Origin of the sequence: Streptomyces sp. BJ20 (genome assembly GCF_022869105.1) — a bacterium.
GTDB classification, from domain to species: Bacteria; Actinomycetota; Actinomycetes; order Streptomycetales; family Streptomycetaceae; genus Streptomyces; species Streptomyces griseoincarnatus.
Window position 1 is genome coordinate 1,681,251 of sequence record NZ_CP094918.1, and the last position, 19,317, is coordinate 1,700,567.

General features: G+C 66.5%; 6 protein-coding genes, 1 tRNA gene and 3 rRNA genes. 9 read left to right on the top strand and 1 reads right to left on the bottom strand.

From position 1 onward, the window contains the following. The first annotated feature begins 201 nt into the window (after window positions 1–201). From dapA to MTR79_RS07895, 7 genes are all read left to right on the top strand, one after another. Window positions 202–1,104, top strand: coding sequence for a 4-hydroxy-tetrahydrodipicolinate synthase (gene dapA, locus MTR79_RS07865; protein WP_189366754.1), 903 nt, complete (start codon window positions 202–204; stop codon window positions 1,102–1,104). Between the two features lie 154 nt (window positions 1,105–1,258). Continuing rightward, a complete protein-coding gene (locus MTR79_RS07870; RefSeq protein WP_244789614.1) occupies window positions 1,259–2,944 on the top strand; it encodes a ribonuclease J in 1,686 nt (561 codons plus the stop codon). Window positions 2,945–3,463: 519 nt separating this feature from the next. Further along, window positions 3,464–4,991, top strand: a 16S ribosomal RNA gene (locus tag MTR79_RS07875). Window positions 4,992–5,301: 310 nt separating this feature from the next. After that, a 23S ribosomal RNA gene (locus tag MTR79_RS07880) occupies window positions 5,302–8,426 on the top strand. A gap of 90 nt (window positions 8,427–8,516) precedes the next feature. Continuing rightward, window positions 8,517–8,633 (top strand): 5S ribosomal RNA (gene rrf, locus MTR79_RS07885). The 16S, 23S and 5S rRNA genes sit together here, the layout of an rRNA operon. A 99-nt stretch (window positions 8,634–8,732) precedes the next feature. Continuing rightward, complete coding sequence (locus tag MTR79_RS07890) at window positions 8,733–9,410, top strand: DegT/DnrJ/EryC1/StrS family aminotransferase (protein ID WP_086702252.1); 678 nt, start codon at window positions 8,733–8,735, stop codon at window positions 9,408–9,410. A 74-nt stretch (window positions 9,411–9,484) separates the two neighbouring features. Continuing rightward, window positions 9,485–9,557, top strand: a tRNA-Thr gene (locus MTR79_RS07895). 62 nt (window positions 9,558–9,619) lie between these two features. Here the strand turns inward: MTR79_RS07895 and MTR79_RS07900 are convergent. Beyond that, the gene (locus MTR79_RS07900; RefSeq protein WP_189365575.1) at window positions 9,620–12,376 is read right to left on the bottom strand and encodes a SpoIIE family protein phosphatase; all 2,757 of its coding nucleotides are present in this window, start codon (window positions 12,374–12,376) and stop codon (window positions 9,620–9,622) included. A 416-nt stretch (window positions 12,377–12,792) separates the two neighbouring features. Here MTR79_RS07900 and MTR79_RS07905 point away from each other — a divergent pair, with 416 nt between their 5' ends. Both MTR79_RS07905 and MTR79_RS07910 read left to right on the top strand, forming a co-directional pair. Continuing rightward, window positions 12,793–18,270 carry a HAMP domain-containing protein gene (locus MTR79_RS07905; RefSeq protein WP_244789615.1) on the top strand — a complete coding sequence of 1,826 codons (5,478 nt, stop codon included), beginning with the start codon at window positions 12,793–12,795 and terminating at the stop codon, window positions 18,268–18,270. Window positions 18,271–18,571: 301 nt separating this feature from the next. Further along, entirely contained in the window at window positions 18,572–19,249 is a 678-nt protein-coding gene (locus MTR79_RS07910) for a response regulator (protein WP_048456288.1), read from the top strand. Window positions 19,250–19,317 lie beyond the last annotated feature (68 nt).

Sequence of the window (19,317 nt, forward strand, 5' to 3'; positions counted from 1 at the left end):
GGCGCGGCTGCCGAGTACAGATGTACGCATCAGCCGCGCGAAGTGTCCGTATTGCGGCATTTCGTGAAGTTCATCTAGCCTGATCAAACGGGCCCGGCACTGCCTGAACCCCCGAGCAGGCAGTGCCGGGCCCCCTTCGCACCCCTCCGTCGCCTCCCCCGAGGGAGGACCCCGACCTGAGCAACGAGTAGCGTGTAACCCATGGCTCCGACCTCGACTCCGCAGACCCCCTTCGGGCGGGTCCTCACCGCCATGGTCACGCCCTTCACGGCGGACGGCGCACTCGACCTCGACGGCGCACAGCGGCTCGCCACCCACCTGGTGGACGCAGGCAACGACGGCCTGATCGTCAACGGCACCACCGGCGAGTCCCCCACCACCAGCGACGCGGAGAAAGCGGACCTCGTACGGGCGATCGTGGAGGCGGTCGGCGACCGCGCCCACGTCGTGGCCGGTGTCGGCACCAACGACACCCACCACAGCATGGAGCTGGCCCGCGCCGCGGAGCGCGCCGGCGCCCACGGCCTGCTGGTCGTCACGCCGTACTACAACAAGCCCCCGCAGGAGGGCCTCTACCGGCACTTCACGGCCGTCGCCGACGCCGCCGGGCTGCCCGTGATGCTCTACGACATCCCCGGCCGCAGTGGCGTCCCGATCAGCACGGAGACGATCGTCCGCCTCGCCGAGCACCCGCGGATCGTCGCCAACAAGGACGCCAAGGGCGACCTCGGCCGCGCCGGCTGGGCCATCGCCCGCACCGGGCTCGCCTGGTACTCCGGCGACGACATGCTCAACCTGCCGCTGCTCTCCATCGGCGCGGTCGGCTTCGTCTCCGTCGTCGGTCACGTCGTCACGCCCGAGCTGCGCGCCCTGGTCGAGGCGTACACCTCCGGTGACGTCCAGAAGGCCACCGAGATCCACCAGAAGCTGCTCCCCGTCTACACGGGCATGTTCCGCACTCAGGGCGTCATGACCACCAAGGCGGCGCTCGCACTCAAGGGCCTCCCCGCCGGCCCCCTGCGCGCCCCCATGGTCGAGTGCACGCCCGAAGAGATCGAGCAGCTCAAGATCGATCTTGCCGCGGGCGGGGTAGAACTCCAGTAATCAGACTTGGCGCGCCCCGGGCGCGCAGATCGACTCCACAACTGAATACGCGGGCCAACCGGTGCCCGCATCACCCACGACAACTGCTTCTGCACGAACGTCATGCGCGCCACGTGCCCCACCGGTACGTGGCGCGTGTGGTGAGGAGAGTCTTTTGAGTCATCCGCATCCTGAACTCGGCCCGCCCCCGCCGCTGCCCGAAGGCGGCCTGCGGGTCACCCCGCTCGGCGGCCTCGGCGAGATCGGCCGCAACATGACGGTCTTCGAGTACGGAGGCCGCCTGCTGATCGTCGACTGCGGAGTGCTCTTCCCCGAAGAGGAGCAGCCCGGAATCGACCTGATCCTGCCCGACTTCTCGTCCGTCCGGGACCGTCTCGACGACATCGAGGGCATCGTCCTCACCCATGGCCACGAGGACCACATCGGCGGCGTCCCCTTCCTCCTGCGCGAGAAGCCGGACATCCCGCTGATCGGCTCCAAGCTCACCCTCGCCCTCATCGAGGCCAAGCTCCAGGAGCACCGCATCCGCCCGTACACCCTCCAGGTCGCGGAGGGTCAGCGCGAGCGCATCGGCCCCTTCGACTGCGAGTTCGTGGCGGTCAACCACTCCATCCCGGACGCGCTGGCCGTCGCCATCCGCACACCCGCCGGCATGGCGGTGCACACGGGCGACTTCAAGATGGACCAGCTCCCGCTGGACAGCCGCCTCACCGACCTGCACGCGTTCGCCAGGCTCAGCGAGGAGGGCATCGACCTCCTCCTGTCCGACTCCACGAACGCCGAGGTCCCGGGCTTCGTCCCGCCCGAGCGCGAGATCTCGGGCGTGCTGCGCCAGGTCTTCGCCGGCGCCCGCAAGCGGATCATCGTGGCCAGCTTCGCCAGCCACGTCCACCGCATCCAGCAGATCCTGGACGCGGCCCACGAGTACGGCCGCCGGGTCGCCTTCGTCGGCCGCTCGATGGTGCGCAACATGGGCATCGCCCGTGACCTCGGATATCTGAAGGTTCCGCCGGGCCTGGTCGTGGACGTCAAGACGCTGGACGACCTCCCCGACAGCGAGGTGGTCCTGGTCTGCACGGGTTCCCAGGGCGAGCCGATGGCCGCGCTGTCCCGCATGGCCAACCGCGACCACCAGATCCGCATCGTGGACGGCGACACGGTGATCCTGGCGTCGTCGCTGATCCCCGGCAACGAGAACGCGGTCTACCGCGTGATCAACGGCCTGACCCGCTGGGGCGCCAACGTCGTCCACAAGGGCAACGCCAAGGTGCACGTCTCCGGACACGCCTCGGCCGGTGAGCTGCTGTACTTCTACAACATCTGCCGCCCGAAGAACCTGATGCCGGTCCACGGCGAGTGGCGCCATCTGCGCGCCAACGCCGAGCTGGGCGCCCTCACCGGCGTTCCGCACGACCGCATCGTCATCGCCGAGGACGGCGTGGTCGTCGACCTCGTCCAGGGCAAGGCCAAGATCTCCGGCAAGGTCCAGGCGGGCTACGTCTACGTCGACGGCCTCTCCGTCGGCGACGTCCGCGAACCGGCGCTCAAGGACCGCAAGATCCTCGGTGACGAGGGCATCATCTCGGTCTTCGTGGTCATGGACGCCTCCACCGGCAAGCTCACCGGCGGACCGCACATCCAGGCCCGCGGCTCCGGCATCGAGGACTCCGCGTTCGGCGACGTGATCCCGCGGATCACGGAGACGCTCGAGCGCTCGGCGCAGGACGGGGTCGTCGAACCCCACCAGCTGCAGCAGCTCATCCGCCGCACGCTGGGCAAGTGGGTCTCCGACACCTACCGGCGCCGGCCGATGATCCTCCCCGTGGTGGTCGAGGTCTGACGGAGCGTCGGACTCCACACACGCGTCAACCGGCAGCGGGGCGCCTCGATTTGCATCGGGGCGCCCCGCTCCAGTACGTTTACAGCTCCTCCCGAGCGGGCACCCGACCACTTCACGCGGTCGGACACCACTGCCCGGTGAGGGTGGGAAAACCGGCTCAGAATCTCTGATAAAGTCGGATCCGCCGGAAAGGAAAGCGCGAAAGCGTTGACCTGGAAAGCACCGAGGAAATCGGATCGGAAAGATCTGATAGAGTCGGAAACGCAAGACCGAAGGGAAGCGCCCGGAGGAAAGCCCGACAGGGTGAGTACGAAGGAAGCGTCCGTTCCTTGAGAACTCAACAGCGTGCCAAAAGTCAACGCCAGATATGTTGATACCCCGTCCATCCGGTTTCGGATGGTCGAGGTTCCTTTGAAAAAACACAGCGAGGACGCTGTGAACGTCGGGACTATTCCTCCCGATGTTCCGCTCTCGTGATGTGTGCACCCGCGCTTTTAATTAAGCACTGTCGGGTAAACATTCACGGAGAGTTTGATCCTGGCTCAGGACGAACGCTGGCGGCGTGCTTAACACATGCAAGTCGAACGATGAACCTCCTTCGGGAGGGGATTAGTGGCGAACGGGTGAGTAACACGTGGGCAATCTGCCCTGCACTCTGGGACAAGCCCTGGAAACGGGGTCTAATACCGGATACTGACCCGCTTGGGCATCCAAGCGGGTCGAAAGCTCCGGCGGTGCAGGATGAGCCCGCGGCCTATCAGCTTGTTGGTGAGGTAATGGCTCACCAAGGCGACGACGGGTAGCCGGCCTGAGAGGGCGACCGGCCACACTGGGACTGAGACACGGCCCAGACTCCTACGGGAGGCAGCAGTGGGGAATATTGCACAATGGGCGAAAGCCTGATGCAGCGACGCCGCGTGAGGGATGACGGCCTTCGGGTTGTAAACCTCTTTCAGCAGGGAAGAAGCGAAAGTGACGGTACCTGCAGAAGAAGCGCCGGCTAACTACGTGCCAGCAGCCGCGGTAATACGTAGGGCGCGAGCGTTGTCCGGAATTATTGGGCGTAAAGAGCTCGTAGGCGGCTTGTCACGTCGGTTGTGAAAGCCCGGGGCTTAACCCCGGGTCTGCAGTCGATACGGGCAAGCTAGAGTTCGGTAGGGGAGATCGGAATTCCTGGTGTAGCGGTGAAATGCGCAGATATCAGGAGGAACACCGGTGGCGAAGGCGGATCTCTGGGCCGATACTGACGCTGAGGAGCGAAAGCGTGGGGAGCGAACAGGATTAGATACCCTGGTAGTCCACGCCGTAAACGGTGGGCACTAGGTGTGGGCGACATTCCACGTCGTCCGTGCCGCAGCTAACGCATTAAGTGCCCCGCCTGGGGAGTACGGCCGCAAGGCTAAAACTCAAAGGAATTGACGGGGGCCCGCACAAGCGGCGGAGCATGTGGCTTAATTCGACGCAACGCGAAGAACCTTACCAAGGCTTGACATACACCGGAAAGCATCAGAGATGGTGCCCCCCTTGTGGTCGGTGTACAGGTGGTGCATGGCTGTCGTCAGCTCGTGTCGTGAGATGTTGGGTTAAGTCCCGCAACGAGCGCAACCCTTGTCCCGTGTTGCCAGCAGGCCCTTGTGGTGCTGGGGACTCACGGGAGACCGCCGGGGTCAACTCGGAGGAAGGTGGGGACGACGTCAAGTCATCATGCCCCTTATGTCTTGGGCTGCACACGTGCTACAATGGCCGGTACAATGAGCTGCGATACCGCGAGGTGGAGCGAATCTCAAAAAGCCGGTCTCAGTTCGGATTGGGGTCTGCAACTCGACCCCATGAAGTCGGAGTCGCTAGTAATCGCAGATCAGCATTGCTGCGGTGAATACGTTCCCGGGCCTTGTACACACCGCCCGTCACGTCACGAAAGTCGGTAACACCCGAAGCCGGTGGCCCAACCCCTTGTGGGAGGGAGCTGTCGAAGGTGGGACTGGCGATTGGGACGAAGTCGTAACAAGGTAGCCGTACCGGAAGGTGCGGCTGGATCACCTCCTTTCTAAGGAGCACTTCTCACCAACTCCGGTTGGTCAGAGGCCAGTTCATCAGCGAACGTCTGATGCTGGTTGCTCATGGGTGGAACGTTGACTACTCGGCCAGGTTCTGGGCCGGAGGCTGCTAGTACTGCTCGCAAGAGCGTGGAACGCATGATCTCCGGGCGGGAGTTGGCCGGGCACGCTGTTGGGTGTCTGAGGGTACGGCCGTGTGGTCGCCTTCAGTGCCGGCCCCAGTGCACTCGAGCCGTTTGGCTTGGGGTGATGGGTGGTTGGTCGTTGTTTGAGAACTGCACAGTGGACGCGAGCATCTGTGGCCAAGTTTTTAAGGGCGCACGGTGGATGCCTTGGCACCAGGAACCGATGAAGGACGTGGGAGGCCACGATAGGCCCCGGGGAGTCGTCAACCAGGCTTTGATCCGGGGGTGTCCGAATGGGGAAACCCGGCAGTCGTCATGGGCTGTCACCCTTGCCTGAACACATAGGGCAAGTGGAGGGAACGCGGGGAAGTGAAACATCTCAGTACCCGCAGGAAGAGAAAACAACCGTGATTCCGGGAGTAGTGGCGAGCGAAACCGGATGAGGCCAAACCGTATGCGTGTGAGACCCGGCAGGGGTTGCGCATTCGGGGTTGTGGGATCTCTCTTTCATGGTCTGCCGGCCATGAGACGAGTCAGAAACCGTTGATGTAGGCGAAGGACATGCGAAAGGTCCGGCGTAGAGGGTAAGACCCCCGTAGTCGAAACGTCAGCGGCTCGTTTGAGAGACACCCAAGTAGCACGGGGCCCGAGAAATCCCGTGTGAATCTGGCGGGACCACCCGCTAAGCCTAAATATTCCCTGGTGACCGATAGCGGATAGTACCGTGAGGGAATGGTGAAAAGTACCGCGGGAGCGGAGTGAAATAGTACCTGAAACCGTGTGCCTACAAGCCGTGGGAGCGTCGCGTTGAGTGCTTGCACTCAACGTCGTGACTGCGTGCCTTTTGAAGAATGAGCCTGCGAGTTTGCGGTGTGTTGCGAGGTTAACCCGGGTGGGGAAGCCGTAGCGAAAGCGAGTCCGAACAGGGCGTTTCAGTAGCACGCTCAAGACCCGAAGCGGAGTGATCTAGCCATGGGCAGGTTGAAGCGGAGGTAAGACTTCGTGGAGGACCGAACCCACCAGGGTTGAAAACCTGGGGGATGACCTGTGGTTAGGGGTGAAAGGCCAATCAAACTCCGTGATAGCTGGTTCTCCCCGAAATGCATTTAGGTGCAGCGTCGTGTGTTTCTTGCCGGAGGTAGAGCACTGGATAGGCGATGGGCCCTACCGGGTTACTGACCTTAGCCAAACTCCGAATGCCGGTAAGTGAGAGCGCGGCAGTGAGACTGTGGGGGATAAGCTCCATGGTCGAGAGGGAAACAGCCCAGAGCATCGACTAAGGCCCCTAAGCGTACGCTAAGTGGGAAAGGATGTGGAGTCGCACAGACAACCAGGAGGTTGGCTTAGAAGCAGCCACCCTTGAAAGAGTGCGTAATAGCTCACTGGTCTAGTGATTCCGCGCCGACAATGTAGCGGGGCTCAAGCGTACCGCCGAAGTCGTGTCATTGCAGCAGATAGCCCCAACGGGTGCTGTGATGGGTAGGGGAGCGTCGTCTGCCGGGTGAAGCAGCCGCGGAAGCGAGTTGTGGACGGTTGACGAGTGAGAATGCAGGCATGAGTAGCGATTCACACGTGAGAAACGTGTGCGCCGATTGACTAAGGGTTCCTGGGTCAAGCTGATCTGCCCAGGGTAAGTCGGGACCTAAGGCGAGGCCGACAGGCGTAGTCGATGGATAACCGGTTGATATTCCGGTACCCGCTGTGAAGCGTCAAACATCGAATCCAGTGATGCTAAGCCCGTGAAGCCGCCGGCTGAGTCTTCGGACGAGGTCGGAGTGGTGGAGCCGGTGACCCGAGCTGGTAGTAGGTGAGTGATGGGGTGACGCAGGAAGGTAGTCCATCCCGGGCGGTGGTTGTCCCGGGGTAAGGGTGTAGGACGTCAGGTAGGTAAATCCGCCTGGCATGTGTCTGAGACCTGATGCCGAGCCGATTGTGGTGAAGTGGATGATCCTATGCTGTCGAGAAAAGCCTCTAGCGAGTTTCATGGCGGCCCGTACCCTAAACCGACTCAGGTGGTCAGGTAGAGAATACCGAGGCGTTCGGGTGAACTATGGTTAAGGAACTCGGCAAAATGCCCCCGTAACTTCGGGAGAAGGGGGGCCACGTCCGGTGATGAGCTTCGCGCTCTGAGCTGGGGGTGGCCGCAGAGACCAGCGAGAAGCGACTGTTTACTAAAAACACAGGTCCGTGCGAAGCCGTAAGGCGATGTATACGGACTGACGCCTGCCCGGTGCTGGAACGTTAAGGGGACCGGTTAGCTTGGATTCGTCCAGGCGAAGCTGAGAACTTAAGCGCCAGTAAACGGCGGTGGTAACTATAACCATCCTAAGGTAGCGAAATTCCTTGTCGGGTAAGTTCCGACCTGCACGAATGGCGTAACGACTTCTCGACTGTCTCAACCATAGGCCCGGTGAAATTGCACTACGAGTAAAGATGCTCGTTTCGCGCAGCAGGACGGAAAGACCCCGGGACCTTTACTACAGTTTGATATTGGTGTTCGGTTCGGCTTGTGTAGGATAGCTGGGAGACTTTGAGCATCGGACGCCAGTTCGGTGGGAGTCGTCGTTGAAATACCAGTCTGGTCGTGCTGGATGTCTAACCTGGGTCCGTGATCCGGATCAGGGACAGTGTCTGATGGGTAGTTTAACTGGGGCGGTTGCCTCCTAAAGGGTAACGGAGGCGCCCAAAGGTTCCCTCAGCCTGGTTGGTAATCAGGTGTTGAGTGTAAGTGCACAAGGGAGCTTGACTGTGAGACCGACGGGTCGAGCAGGGACGAAAGTCGGGACTAGTGATCCGGCGGTGGCTTGTGGAAGCGCCGTCGCTCAACGGATAAAAGGTACCCCGGGGATAACAGGCTGATCTTCCCCAAGAGTCCATATCGACGGGATGGTTTGGCACCTCGATGTCGGCTCGTCGCATCCTGGGGCTGGAGTCGGTCCCAAGGGTTGGGCTGTTCGCCCATTAAAGCGGTACGCGAGCTGGGTTTAGAACGTCGTGAGACAGTTCGGTCCCTATCCGCTGTGCGCGTAGGAGTCTTGAGAAGGGCTGTCCCTAGTACGAGAGGACCGGGACGGACGAACCTCTGGTGTGCCAGTTGTTCTGCCAAGGGCATGGCTGGTTGGCTACGTTCGGGAGGGATAACCGCTGAAAGCATCTAAGCGGGAAGCCTGCTTCGAGATGAGGACTCCCACCCACTTGATGGGGTAAGGCTCCCAGTAGACGACTGGGTTGATAGGCCGGATATGGAAGCACGGTAACGTGTGGAGTTGACCGGTACTAATAGGCCGAGGGCTTGTCCTCAGTTGCTCGCGTCCACTGTGTTGGTTCTGAAACCACGAACAACCCCATGCCATGGTCACGGCATGCCGGCGGTTGTCAGTTTCATAGTGTTTCGGTGGTCATAGCGTAGGGGAAACGCCCGGTTACATTCCGAACCCGGAAGCTAAGCCTTACAGCGCCGATGGTACTGCAGGGGGGACCCTGTGGGAGAGTAGGACGCCGCCGAACAATTCTTACAAGGGTTGGTCCCTGAACTTCGGTTCAGGGACCAACCCTTTTTTGTTGTCCGTCACTTGACGTTCACGTTGCCCGCCGAGCATCTCCGGCATGGGAACTGCTGCACTGCTCAGGGCGGCCGGCGTAGGAGCCGGTGACGAGGTCGTCGTACCGGCCTTCGGCAACGTGGAGGTCGCGCGGGCCGTGACGCTTGCGGGTGCGCTGCCCGCGTTCGCGGACATAGACCCGGCGACGTACTGCCTCGACCCCGCCGCGGTCGACGCGGCGCTGACTCCACGGACCGCGGCGGTCGTTGTCGTCCACCGCTTCGGACACCCCGCCGACCTGGGGCAGTTGCGCGCGCTCGGGCAGCGGCACGGTCTTCTGGTGCTGGAGCACACGGAGCTGGACGCGTCCCGCGACGAGACGGCGCGGCGACGGGAGCGGGCCGCGTATCTCGACACCCGGCTGCGAGGCGTGCGGACTCCTGAGCGAGGCGCCGGCCACAGCTGTCTGGAGTACGTCGTGCGGGTGCCCGGGAACGGGCGGCCCGACCGGGACGCCTTCGCACGCGCCGTACGAGCCAAGGGAGTTGCGTGCCGGATACCCGTGCAGACGCCCGTGCACCGGCTGCCTGAGTTCCGCCGTTGCGTGTCGCTGCCCGAGACCGAGAGGGCTGCCGACGAGACGCTCGCTCTGCCCGTCGACGGCTCCCTGACGAAGCGGGACATGCAGCGGACCGCGTCCGTGTGCAATGCGCTGGGAGGACTGCTCGCGCCGGCCCTCTGAGCGTGGTTGGGAGCACGGCTCCGCACAGGGTATGATCTATTCCGTTGCCGCGAGGGAAGCCGAAGCGGCGACAGGCCCCTATAGCTCAGTCGGCAGAGCGTCTCCATGGTAAGGAGAAGGTCAACGGTTCGATTCCGTTTGGGGGCTCAGCCAGAAAGGCCCCGCCCAATTGGGCGGGGCCTTTCTCATGCCCTGGCGTGGTGGGGGGATCAGTCCTGCTGGAGGCCCGGCACGCGCATCGCGAGAATCGCCATGTCGTCCGACGGCGCGTCCGAGGCGAAGCGTTCCACCGCGCGCATGATGCGCGCCGCGACGGCGCCGGCCGTCAGCCCCGTACATGTCGTCAGAACCTCGGCGAGGCCGTCGTCGCCCAGCATCCTGGAGCCCTCACGGCGCTCGGTGACGCCGTCCGTGACGCACAGCAGGACGTCACCCGGGTCCAGAGTCACCGTTTCCTCGCGCAGCTCCAGGTCCTCCAGGACGCCGAGCAGCGGCTGCGGCTCGGCGGCCGGTTCGACCGTGCCGTCCTGGCGGAGGCGCAGCGGCAGCGGGTGGCCCGCGCAGACCACCTTCAGTTCCGCGCTGCCGTCCTCCTGCGGGCGCATCTCGCCGTACAGAAGCGTGAGGAAGCGGCTGCGCTCGCCCTCGTCGAGGATCGCGGAGTTCAGGCGCTCCAGGACCGACGGGCCGCTCAGGCCCTCCCTGGCGAGCAGACGCAGCGCGTGCCGGGCGAGGCCGGTGACGGCCGCCGCGTTCGGGCCCGTGCCGCAGACGTCGCCGATGGCGAAGCCGTAGGCGCCGTCGCTGATCGGGAAGAGGTCGTAGAAGTCGCCGCCCACTTCGTTGCCCTCGCCGGCCGCGCGGTAGATGACCTCGACCTCGACGCCGTCGATCTGCGGCAGCTCCGGCGGCAGCAGACTGCGCTGGAGGGACTGGCTGATGGCCGTGCGCTCCGAGTAGAGGCGGGCGTTGTCCAGGGCCAGTGCGGCCCGGCGGGACAGGTCCTCGGCCAGTTCCAGGATCTCCTGGCGGAAGTGCTCGTCCGTGGGCTTGCCCAGCGTCAGCATGCCGATGACGCGGTTACGGGCCACCAGGGGCAGCACCACCGTCTCGCCGCCGACCGCGGAGGCCGTGGCGAGGGTGGGGCCGATGCCTGTGGTGACGTGCCGGGTGGGGCCGCCGCTCAGGCCGAGGCTGCGCATGGACGTGCGCAGGGCCGCCTGGTGGGCGATCTCCGCGGGCGCCGACCAGACGCGGGCGCCGGGCGTGGGTACCGGGTCCGGCGGGGCGATCTTGGACAGCAGGGACTTGATGCCGTCGATGAGCTCCTCGTCCTCGTGCAGCACGTAGGACAGGTCCGGCTCGGAGGACTGGTCCGCGATCGTGTAGACCGCACACCAGGTGGCGAGCGTCGGAACCGTCATCTGCGCCATCAGGGCCAGGGTCTGGTCGCGGTCGAGGGTGCCGGCCAGCAGGTCGGACGCCTCGACGAGGAAGCTGAGGGAGCCGCGGCGCAGCCGCTCCAGCTCGCCCAGGCGGGCGGACTCGACGGCGAGGGCGATGCGGTCCGCGGCGAACTGGAGGCGCAGCGCCTCCTCGTTGGAATAGCGGCCGGGGGCCTCGGCGGCGACGCCGAGGGAGCCGGTGAGGCGGCCCTCGACCTTGAGGGGCACGGTGACGACCGAGCGCATCCCGGTGCCGTTGAGGAGCGGCACCGCGCCCGGGACGGCCGCGAGGTCCTCGTGGACGGCCGGCATGCGTGCGGAGCCGTAGCGGCCGGGGCCGCCCTCCACGGGGACGCGTGCGAAGCGCTGGCGGGCCGAGGGCAGGCCGGTGGAGGCGCGGACCTCCAGCTCCGTCTCGTCGTCGGTGGCGAGCAGCAGGAAGGCGGAGTCGCCGTCGAGCATGTCGCGGGCGCGCTCCACGGTGCGCTGCAGCAGGCTGTCGAGGTCGTCGGGGGCGGGGGAGCCGATGAAGACCTCGAACGGGTCGGCGCTCGGGCCCTCGGAGCCGCCCGAGGAGTCGGTGGAGGGGGCCCGGAGCGGGGTCTGCAGAACCGCCCGTTCGTGGTCGCGAACCAGGAGACACACGGTTGACGGTTCGCCGTCGGTGTCCCGGACGCGTAGGTGGGAGGCGTACACCGGGATGACGCGGCCGTGGGCGCCGCGGACGCCGTAGGAGCCCTCCCAGCGGGAGAGCTGGAGGGCGTCGGCGATGCCGGTGCCGGTGCCGGGGGTGTGCGGCCAGGCGGCGAGGTCGGTGAGCGGCTTGCCGGTGACCTGCTCCGCGGTGTAGCCGAACAGTTCCTCCGCGTCCTCGTTCCAGGCGGTGATGGAGCCGGAGCGGTCGATCTGGACGACGGCGACGCGGACCCGGGTGTCGGCGAGCGGCAGCAGATGGGCGGGGAGGGCGGGGCCCGCGGCGCGGGTGCCGACCGGCCGCTCGGGGAGGTCGAGCTGGAACCAGACGGTCTTGTGGGTGGGCGTGTAGTCGACGCCCCAGTGGCCGGCCAGGGCGGCGCAGAGCTGGAGGCCGCGTCCGCCCTCGCGGTCGGGGTTGCCCATGTCGACCGGGAAGCCCTGGAGAGGGACCTCACGCTCGGGATACCGGTCGGCCACCTCGATCCGGACGCCGTCCTCGCTGCGCAGGCAGAGCAGGTCGGCGGAGGTGCCCGCGTGCACGACGGCGTTGGTCACCAGCTCGCTGGTCAGCACCACGGCGTCGTCGACGATGTCGCCGAAGCCCCAGCCCTGGAGGGTGTCACGGACGAAGGACCGGGCACTCGCGACGGATCGTCCGACGGGCTCGAAGCTGGCGGCCGCGCGCGCGGTGATCACAGAACTCCTCGACCGGTTCTCGACGGGCATGGCTCCCTGGCCGGCCGGCTCGTGCCGCTGGTGCGGCAGGCCGTCCGTCGGCCGTGGGTCGTCCGGGGGCTGCTCCCCCGGGATCAGTCCGGTGGTCATGTTGTGCGGCCGCCCCTCCGATGCCCGCTCGTGCTCGTGCCACCGCCCAGGCCGGACGCGCCGGCGTGGCTGGACAGCCGCATGCAAGGTTACTTACCTTCGCGGTCCGAGCGGATGCCGGTCTGCAGTGTTTCCGTCCGAGGTGTTCGCCGTCCGGCGGGTGTGCGGACGATGTGCGAAGCTGCCGAACTGTTATGGCCTGGTTCCGCGGGGGTGAAACACTGGGCAGGCTTGTAGGGAAGGTCCGGGCAGGCAGTGTGGCGCCGGGGCCGGGTGGGCAGCAGCCTCCTGGCGCGCCTCGGAACGTCGGGCAGGGCATCTCGGTCCAACAGGAAAAGCAGTCAGGAGCAACGGGAGCACCCTGGACGGTGTGACCGGGCACAGCGGTAACGGTCGACCCCTGCGGGAGGGACACAGTGGAGTCTGGCGCAGCGACGCGGAGCACGAAGACGACGCGCGCGAAAGGCGGACAGTCCCTGAGTAAGGCGGGGAAGGCCCGGGGCGGCACGGTGACGGTGGAGGCGGCCGCGATGAACCGCCTGCTGGGCGCCCTGGTGTCGATGCGGGACGGGAACTTCCGCAAACGCCTCACGGTGACCGGCGACGGTGTGATGGCGGAGATCGCCGCCGTCTTCAACGAGGTCGCCGACCGGAACCTGCACCTCACGGGCGAGCTGGCGCGCGTGCGCCGCATGGTGGGGCGTGAGGGAAAGCTCACGGAACGGCTGGAGACGGGGCCCTCGGAGGGCTCCTGGGCGGCCGCGATCGACCACTCCAACGCCCTGGTGGACGATCTCGTACGGCCGGTCTCCGAGGTGAGCCGGGTGCTGTCGGCGGTGGCGGAGGGTGATCTGTCGCCGCGGATGGAGCTGCGGACGCAGGCGCCGGACGGGACCGGGCATCCGTTGCGCGGCGAGTTCCTGAAGGTCGCGCGGACCGTGAACAACCTGGTCGACCAGCTCTCGACGTTCACCGACGAGGTCACACGCGTGGCCAGCGAGGTGGGCACCGAGGGCAAGCTGGGCGGTCAGGCGCAGGTGCGGGGCATGTCCGGGTCCTGGAAGGACCTGACGGACTCCGTGAACACGATGGCGGAGCGGCTGACGGCGCAGGTGCGCGACATCGCGCTGGTGACGACGGCCGTGGCGCGCGGTGACCTGTCGCGCAAGGTCACGGTGCACGTCGAGGGGGAGATGCTCGAGCTGAAGAACACCGTCAACACGATGGTGGACCAGCTCTCCGCGTTCTCCTCCGAGGTGACACGCGTTGCCCGCGAGGTGGGCACCGAGGGCGCCCTGGGCGGTCAGGCGCAGGTGCCGGGTGTCGACGGTGTGTGGAAGGAACTCACCGACTCCGTCAACACCATGGCCGGGAACCTCACCGCGCAGGTGCGCGGGATCGCCGAGGTGACGACGGCGGTCGCCAACGGTGACCTGTCGCGCAAGGTGACGGTGCCGGCGCGCGGCGAGGTGGCGCAGCTCGCCGAGACGATCAACCAGATGACCGAGACGCTGCGGATCTTCGCGGACGAGGTCACGCGGGTCGCCAACGAGGTCGGCGCCGAGGGGCGTCTGGGCGGTCAGGCGAACGTGCCGGGCGCCGCGGGCACCTGGAAGGACCTCACGGACTCCGTCAACACGGTCTTCCGGAACCTCACCACCCAGGTGAGGGACATCGCGGCGGTCACCACGGCGGTGGCCAACGGCGACCTGTCGCAGAAGGTCACCGTGGACGTGGCCGGCGAGATGCTGGAGCTGAAGAACACCGTCAACACGATGGTCGACCAGCTCTCCGCGTTCGGCGCCGAGGTGACGCGGGTGGCGCGGGAGATCGGTGTCGAGGGCGAGCTGGGCGGCCAGGCGCAGGTGCCGGGCGCGGCCGGCACGTGGAAGGACCTGACGGACTCCGTCAACACCGCGTTCCGCAACCTCACCGGACAGGTGCGCAACATCGCCCAGGTGACGACGGCGGTGGCCAACGGCGACCTGTCGCAGAAGGTCACCGTGGACGTCTCCGGCGAGATGCTCCAGCTGAAGAACACCGTGAACACGATGGTGGACCAGCTGTCGAGCTTCGCCGACCAGGTCACGCGGATGGCGCGGGACGTGGGCACGGAGGGCCGGCTGGGCGGTCAGGCGCAGGTGCCCGGGGTGTCCGGCACCTGGAAGGAGCTCACCGACTCCGTCAACTCGATGGCCGGCAACCTCACCTCCCAGGTGCGGAACATCGCCCAGGTCACCACGGCCGTGGCGCGCGGCGACCTGTCGCAGAAGATCGACGTGGACGCGCGCGGGGAGATCCTCGAGCTCAAGAACACCATCAACACGATGGTCGACCAGCTGTCGTCGTTCGCCGACCAGGTGACCCGGGTGGCCCGCGAGGTGGGCACCGAGGGCCGTCTCGGCGGTCAGGCGCAGGTGCCCGGTGTGGCCGGCGTGTGGCGTGACCTGACGGACTCCGTGAACGGCATGGCGTCCAACCTGACCGGCCAGGTGCGCAACATCGCGCAGGTGGCGACGGCGGTGGCGCGCGGTGACCTCTCGCAGAAGATCACCGTCGACGCGCGCGGGGAGATCCTCGAGCTCAAGAACACGCTGAACACGATGGTGGACCAGCTGTCGTCGTTCGCCGAGGAGGTGACCCGGGTGGCCCGCGAGGTGGGCACCGAGGGCATCCTGGGCGGCCAGGCGGAGGTGCAGGGCGTCTCCGGCACCTGGAAGGACCTCACCCAGTCCGTGAACGGCATGGCGAACAACCTGACCCTTCAGGTGCGCAACATCGCCGAGGTCACCACGGCGGTCGCCAAGGGCGACCTGTCGAAGAAGATCACCGTCGACGCCAAGGGCGAGATCCTGGAGCTGGTGACCACCGTCAACACGATGGTGGACCAGCTGTCGTCGTTCGCGGAGCAGGTGACCCGGGTGGCCCGCGAGGTGGGCACCGAGGGCATCCTCGGCGGTCAGGCGCACGTGCCGGGCGTCACGGGCATCTGGAAGGACCTGAGCGACAACGTCAACCTGATGGCGAAGAACCTCACGACCCAGGTGCGGAACATCTCCCAGGTGTCCGCCGCGGTCGCCAACGGCGACCTGACGCGTCAGGTCAGCATCGAGGCGCGCGGCGAGGTGGCGCAGCTCGCGGACACCATCAACACGATGGTGAAGACGCTGAGCGCGTTCGCCGAACAGGTCACCAAGGTGGCCCGTGAGGTGGGTACGGACGGCATCCTGGGCGGTCAGGCGCATGTGCCGGGTGTGGCGGGCACGTGGAAGGACCTCACCGAGTCGGTGAACGGCATGGCCTCCAACCTGACCGGCCAGGTCCGCAACATCGCCATGGTCACCACGGCCATCGCCAAGGGTGACCTGACGAAGAAGATCGACATCGACGCGCGCGGGGAGATCCTCGAGCTGAAGACGACGATCAACACGATGGTCGACCAGCTGTCGTCGTTCGCCGAGGAGGTCACGCGTGTGGCCCGTGAGGTGGGCACGGAGGGCCAGCTGGGCGGCCAGGCGCGGGTGCGGGACGTGGACGGCACCTGGCGGGACCTGACCGAGTCGGTGAACGAGATGGCCGGGAACCTGACCCGGCAGGTGCGCGCCATCGCGCGCGTGGCGACCGCGGTGACCCGCGGCGACCTGAACCTGAAGATCGACGTGGACGCGTCCGGGGAGATCCAGGAGCTCCAGGACTACATCAACAAGATGATCGCCAACCTGCGCGACACCACGATCGCCAACAAGGAGCAGGACTGGCTGAAGGGCAACCTGGCCCGCATCTCGGCGCTGATGCAAGGCCGGCGTGACCTGGAGGACGTCGCCTCGCTGATCATGAGCGAGCTGACCCCGGTGGTGTCCGCGCAGCACGGGGCGTTCTTCCTCGCGATGCCGCTGGTGGACGGCGAGGACCTGAACGCGGCCGCTGAGGAGCAGTTCGAGCTGCGGATGCTCGGCTCGTACGGCTACTCCATGGGGTCGATGCCGACGTCGTTCCAGCCCGGTGAGGGGCTGATCGGGACGGCCGCGATGGAGAAGCGCACGATCCTGGTGGACAAGGCGCCCAGCGGCTACCTGAAGATCTCCTCGGGGCTCGGGGAGGCGCCGCCGGCCCAGGTGATCGTGCTGCCTGTGGTGTTCGAGGGGAAGGTACTCGGCGTCATCGAGCTGGCGTCGTTCACGCCGTTCACGGCGATCCAGAAGGACTTCCTCAACCAGATCGCCGAGATGATCGCGACCAGCGTCAACACCATCTCGGTCAACACCAAGACCGAGCGGCTGCTGGCGCAGTCCCAGGAGCTCACCGAGCAACTGCGGGAGCGCTCCGCGGAGTTGGAGCAGCGGCAGAAGGCGCTCCAGGCGTCCAACGCCGAGCTGGAGGAGAAGGCCGAGCTGCTGGCCCGTCAGAACCGCGACATCGAGGTGAAGAACACCGAGATCGAGGAGGCGCGGCAGGTCCTGGAGGAGCGCGCCGAGCAGCTCGCGGTGTCGATGCGCTACAAGAGCGAGTTCCTGGCGAACATGTCGCACGAGCTGCGCACGCCGCTCAACTCGCTCCTGATTCTGGCCAAGTTGCTCGCGGACAACGCGGAGGGGAACCTCTCGCCGAAGCAGGTGGAGTTCGCCGAGACGATCCACGGCGCAGGGTCGGACCTGCTGCAGCTCATCAATGACATCCTCGACCTGTCGAAGGTCGAGGCGGGCAAGATGGACGTCTCCCCGACGCGTATCGCGCTGGTGCAGCTCGTGGACTACGTGGAGGCCACGTTCCGGCCGCTGACGGCGGAGAAGGGGCTGGACCTGTCGGTGCGGATCTCGCCGGAGCTGCCGGCCACCCTGCACACCGACGAGCAGCGGCTGCTCCAGGTGCTGCGGAACCTGCTGTCCAACGCGGTGAAGTTCACCGACTCCGGATCGGTCGAGCTGGTCATCCGGCCCGCCCGGGACGAGGTCCCGCAGGCCATCCGGGAGCAGCTGCTGGAGGCCGGTTCGCTGGCCGACCCCGACGCGGACCTGATCGCGTTCTCGGTGAGCGACACGGGCATCGGCATCGCGGCAGGCAAGATGCGGGTGATCTTCGAGGCGTTCAAGCAGGCCGACGGCACCACCAGCCGCAAGTACGGCGGCACGGGCCTGGGGCTGTCCATCTCGCGGGAGATCGCGCAGCTGCTCGGCGGTGAGATCCACGCGCAGAGCGAGCCGGGCCGCGGCTCGACGTTCACGCTGTACCTGCCGCTGCACCCGAGCGAGCTGCCGCCCAACGGCTACCAGCAGCCGCCCATGCCGGCGCTGGGGGCCGGGGACCTGGTGGCGTCGGCCGAACTGCCCGCGGCGCCGGAGGAGACCCCGGCGGAGGTGACGTCGTACCGGGAGGCGCAGAACGGTCCGGCGGCGCTGTTCCGGCGCCGGCGCCGGGTCTCGCTCCGGCAGGACCAGCGGCCCTCCGCGGAGCTGGAGGAGTGGCCGGCCGTCGAGCAGGAGGCGCAGGCGGCGCGCACGCCGCGCCAGGGCATCCGCTTCGGCGGGCAGAAGGTGCTGATCGTCGACGACGACATCCGCAACGTCTTCGCCCTGACCAGCGTGCTGGAGCAGCACGGCCTGTCCGTGCTGTACGCGGAGAACGGCCGCGAGGGCATCGAGGTCCTGGAGCAGCACGACGACGTGGCGGTCGTGCTGATGGACATCATGATGCCCGAGATGGACGGGTACGCGACGACCACGGCGATCCGGCGGATGCCGCAGTTCGCCGGGCTGCCGATCATCGCGCTCACCGCGAAGGCGATGAAGGGCGACCGGGAGAAGGCCATCGAGTCGGGCGCCTCCGACTACGTCACCAAGCCGGTCGACCCCGATCACCTGCTGACGGTCATGGAGCAGTGGATGAGGGGGGAGTGAGACCGGCGGGGCGTGCGAAGGTGACGGGAAGCTTCCGAGGACGCGCGGAGTTGTCCACGCGTCGTGCGCGAAGTCGTGTAGAAGTGCGGTATACGGGGAACCTTCTGGTCTCCTGCGGCGTTTCCGCTACGTGCACAGTGACATCGCGGTGACAGGGTGTGGCGACGAGCGGGGTGCGGCTACGATGACCGGCACAAGGACGGGCGGCGCAAGGGAGTCGTCCCCTGGGGCGGCACCCGCGGGTGCTGTGCCAGGTCCTGCGGACAGGGAGGGCCCCAAGCCGGGGCGAGGAGGGCGGGCCATGGTGCAGAAGGCCAAGATCCTCCTGGTCGATGACCGGCCGGAGAATCTGCTGGCGCTCGAGGCGATCCTCTCGGCGCTGGATCAGACGCTGGTGCGGGCATCGTCCGGGGAGGAAGCGCTCAAAGCACTGCTCACGGACGATTTCGCGGTCATTCTGCTGGATGTCCAGATGCCGGGCATGGACGGTTTCGAGACCGCCGCGCACATCAAGCGGCGGGAGCGGACCCGGGACATCCCGATCATCTTCCTCACCGCGATCAACCACGGCCCGCACCACACCTTCCGGGGATACGCGGCGGGCGCGGTGGACTACATCTCCAAGCCGTTCGACCCGTGGGTGCTGCGCGCGAAGGTCTCGGTCTTCGTCGAGCTGTACATGAAGAACTGCCAGCTGCGGGAGCAGGCGTCGCTGCTGCGGCTCCAGCTCGAGGGCAGCGAGAAGGACTCGGGGGAGTCCAAGGAGTCCGCGGGGCTGCTCGCCGAGCTGTCGGCGCGGCTCGCCGCCGTCGAGGAGCAGGCCGAGGCGCTCACCAAGCAGCTGAACGACGAGTCGACGGACGCGGCCGCGGTGGCCACGGCGGCCCATCTGGAGCGCAAGCTCACCGGATTGCGGCGTGCGCTGGACGCCCTGGATCCCGGGACGGGGAGCGCGTCGTCGGTGTCCTCGCAGAACTGACCGCGCCGGCGCGGTCCTTGCCCGGCGCCGGAGTCGGCCCTCTCCCTGATGGGGCGTCAACTTGGCGC

Excerpts from the sequence above, each read along its gene's own strand:
- MTR79_RS07910 (WP_048456288.1), top strand. The coding sequence starts at position 18,572 with ATGGTGCAGAAGGCCAAGATCCTCCTGGTCGATGACCGGCCGGAGAAT.
- MTR79_RS07890 (WP_086702252.1), top strand. The coding sequence starts at position 8,733 with ATGGGAACTGCTGCACTGCTCAGGGCGGCCGGCGTAGGAGCCGGTGAC.
- dapA (WP_189366754.1), top strand. The coding sequence starts at position 202 with ATGGCTCCGACCTCGACTCCGCAGACCCCCTTCGGGCGGGTCCTCACC.
- MTR79_RS07900 (WP_189365575.1), bottom strand. The coding sequence starts at position 12,376 with ATGACCACCGGACTGATCCCGGGGGAGCAGCCCCCGGACGACCCACGG.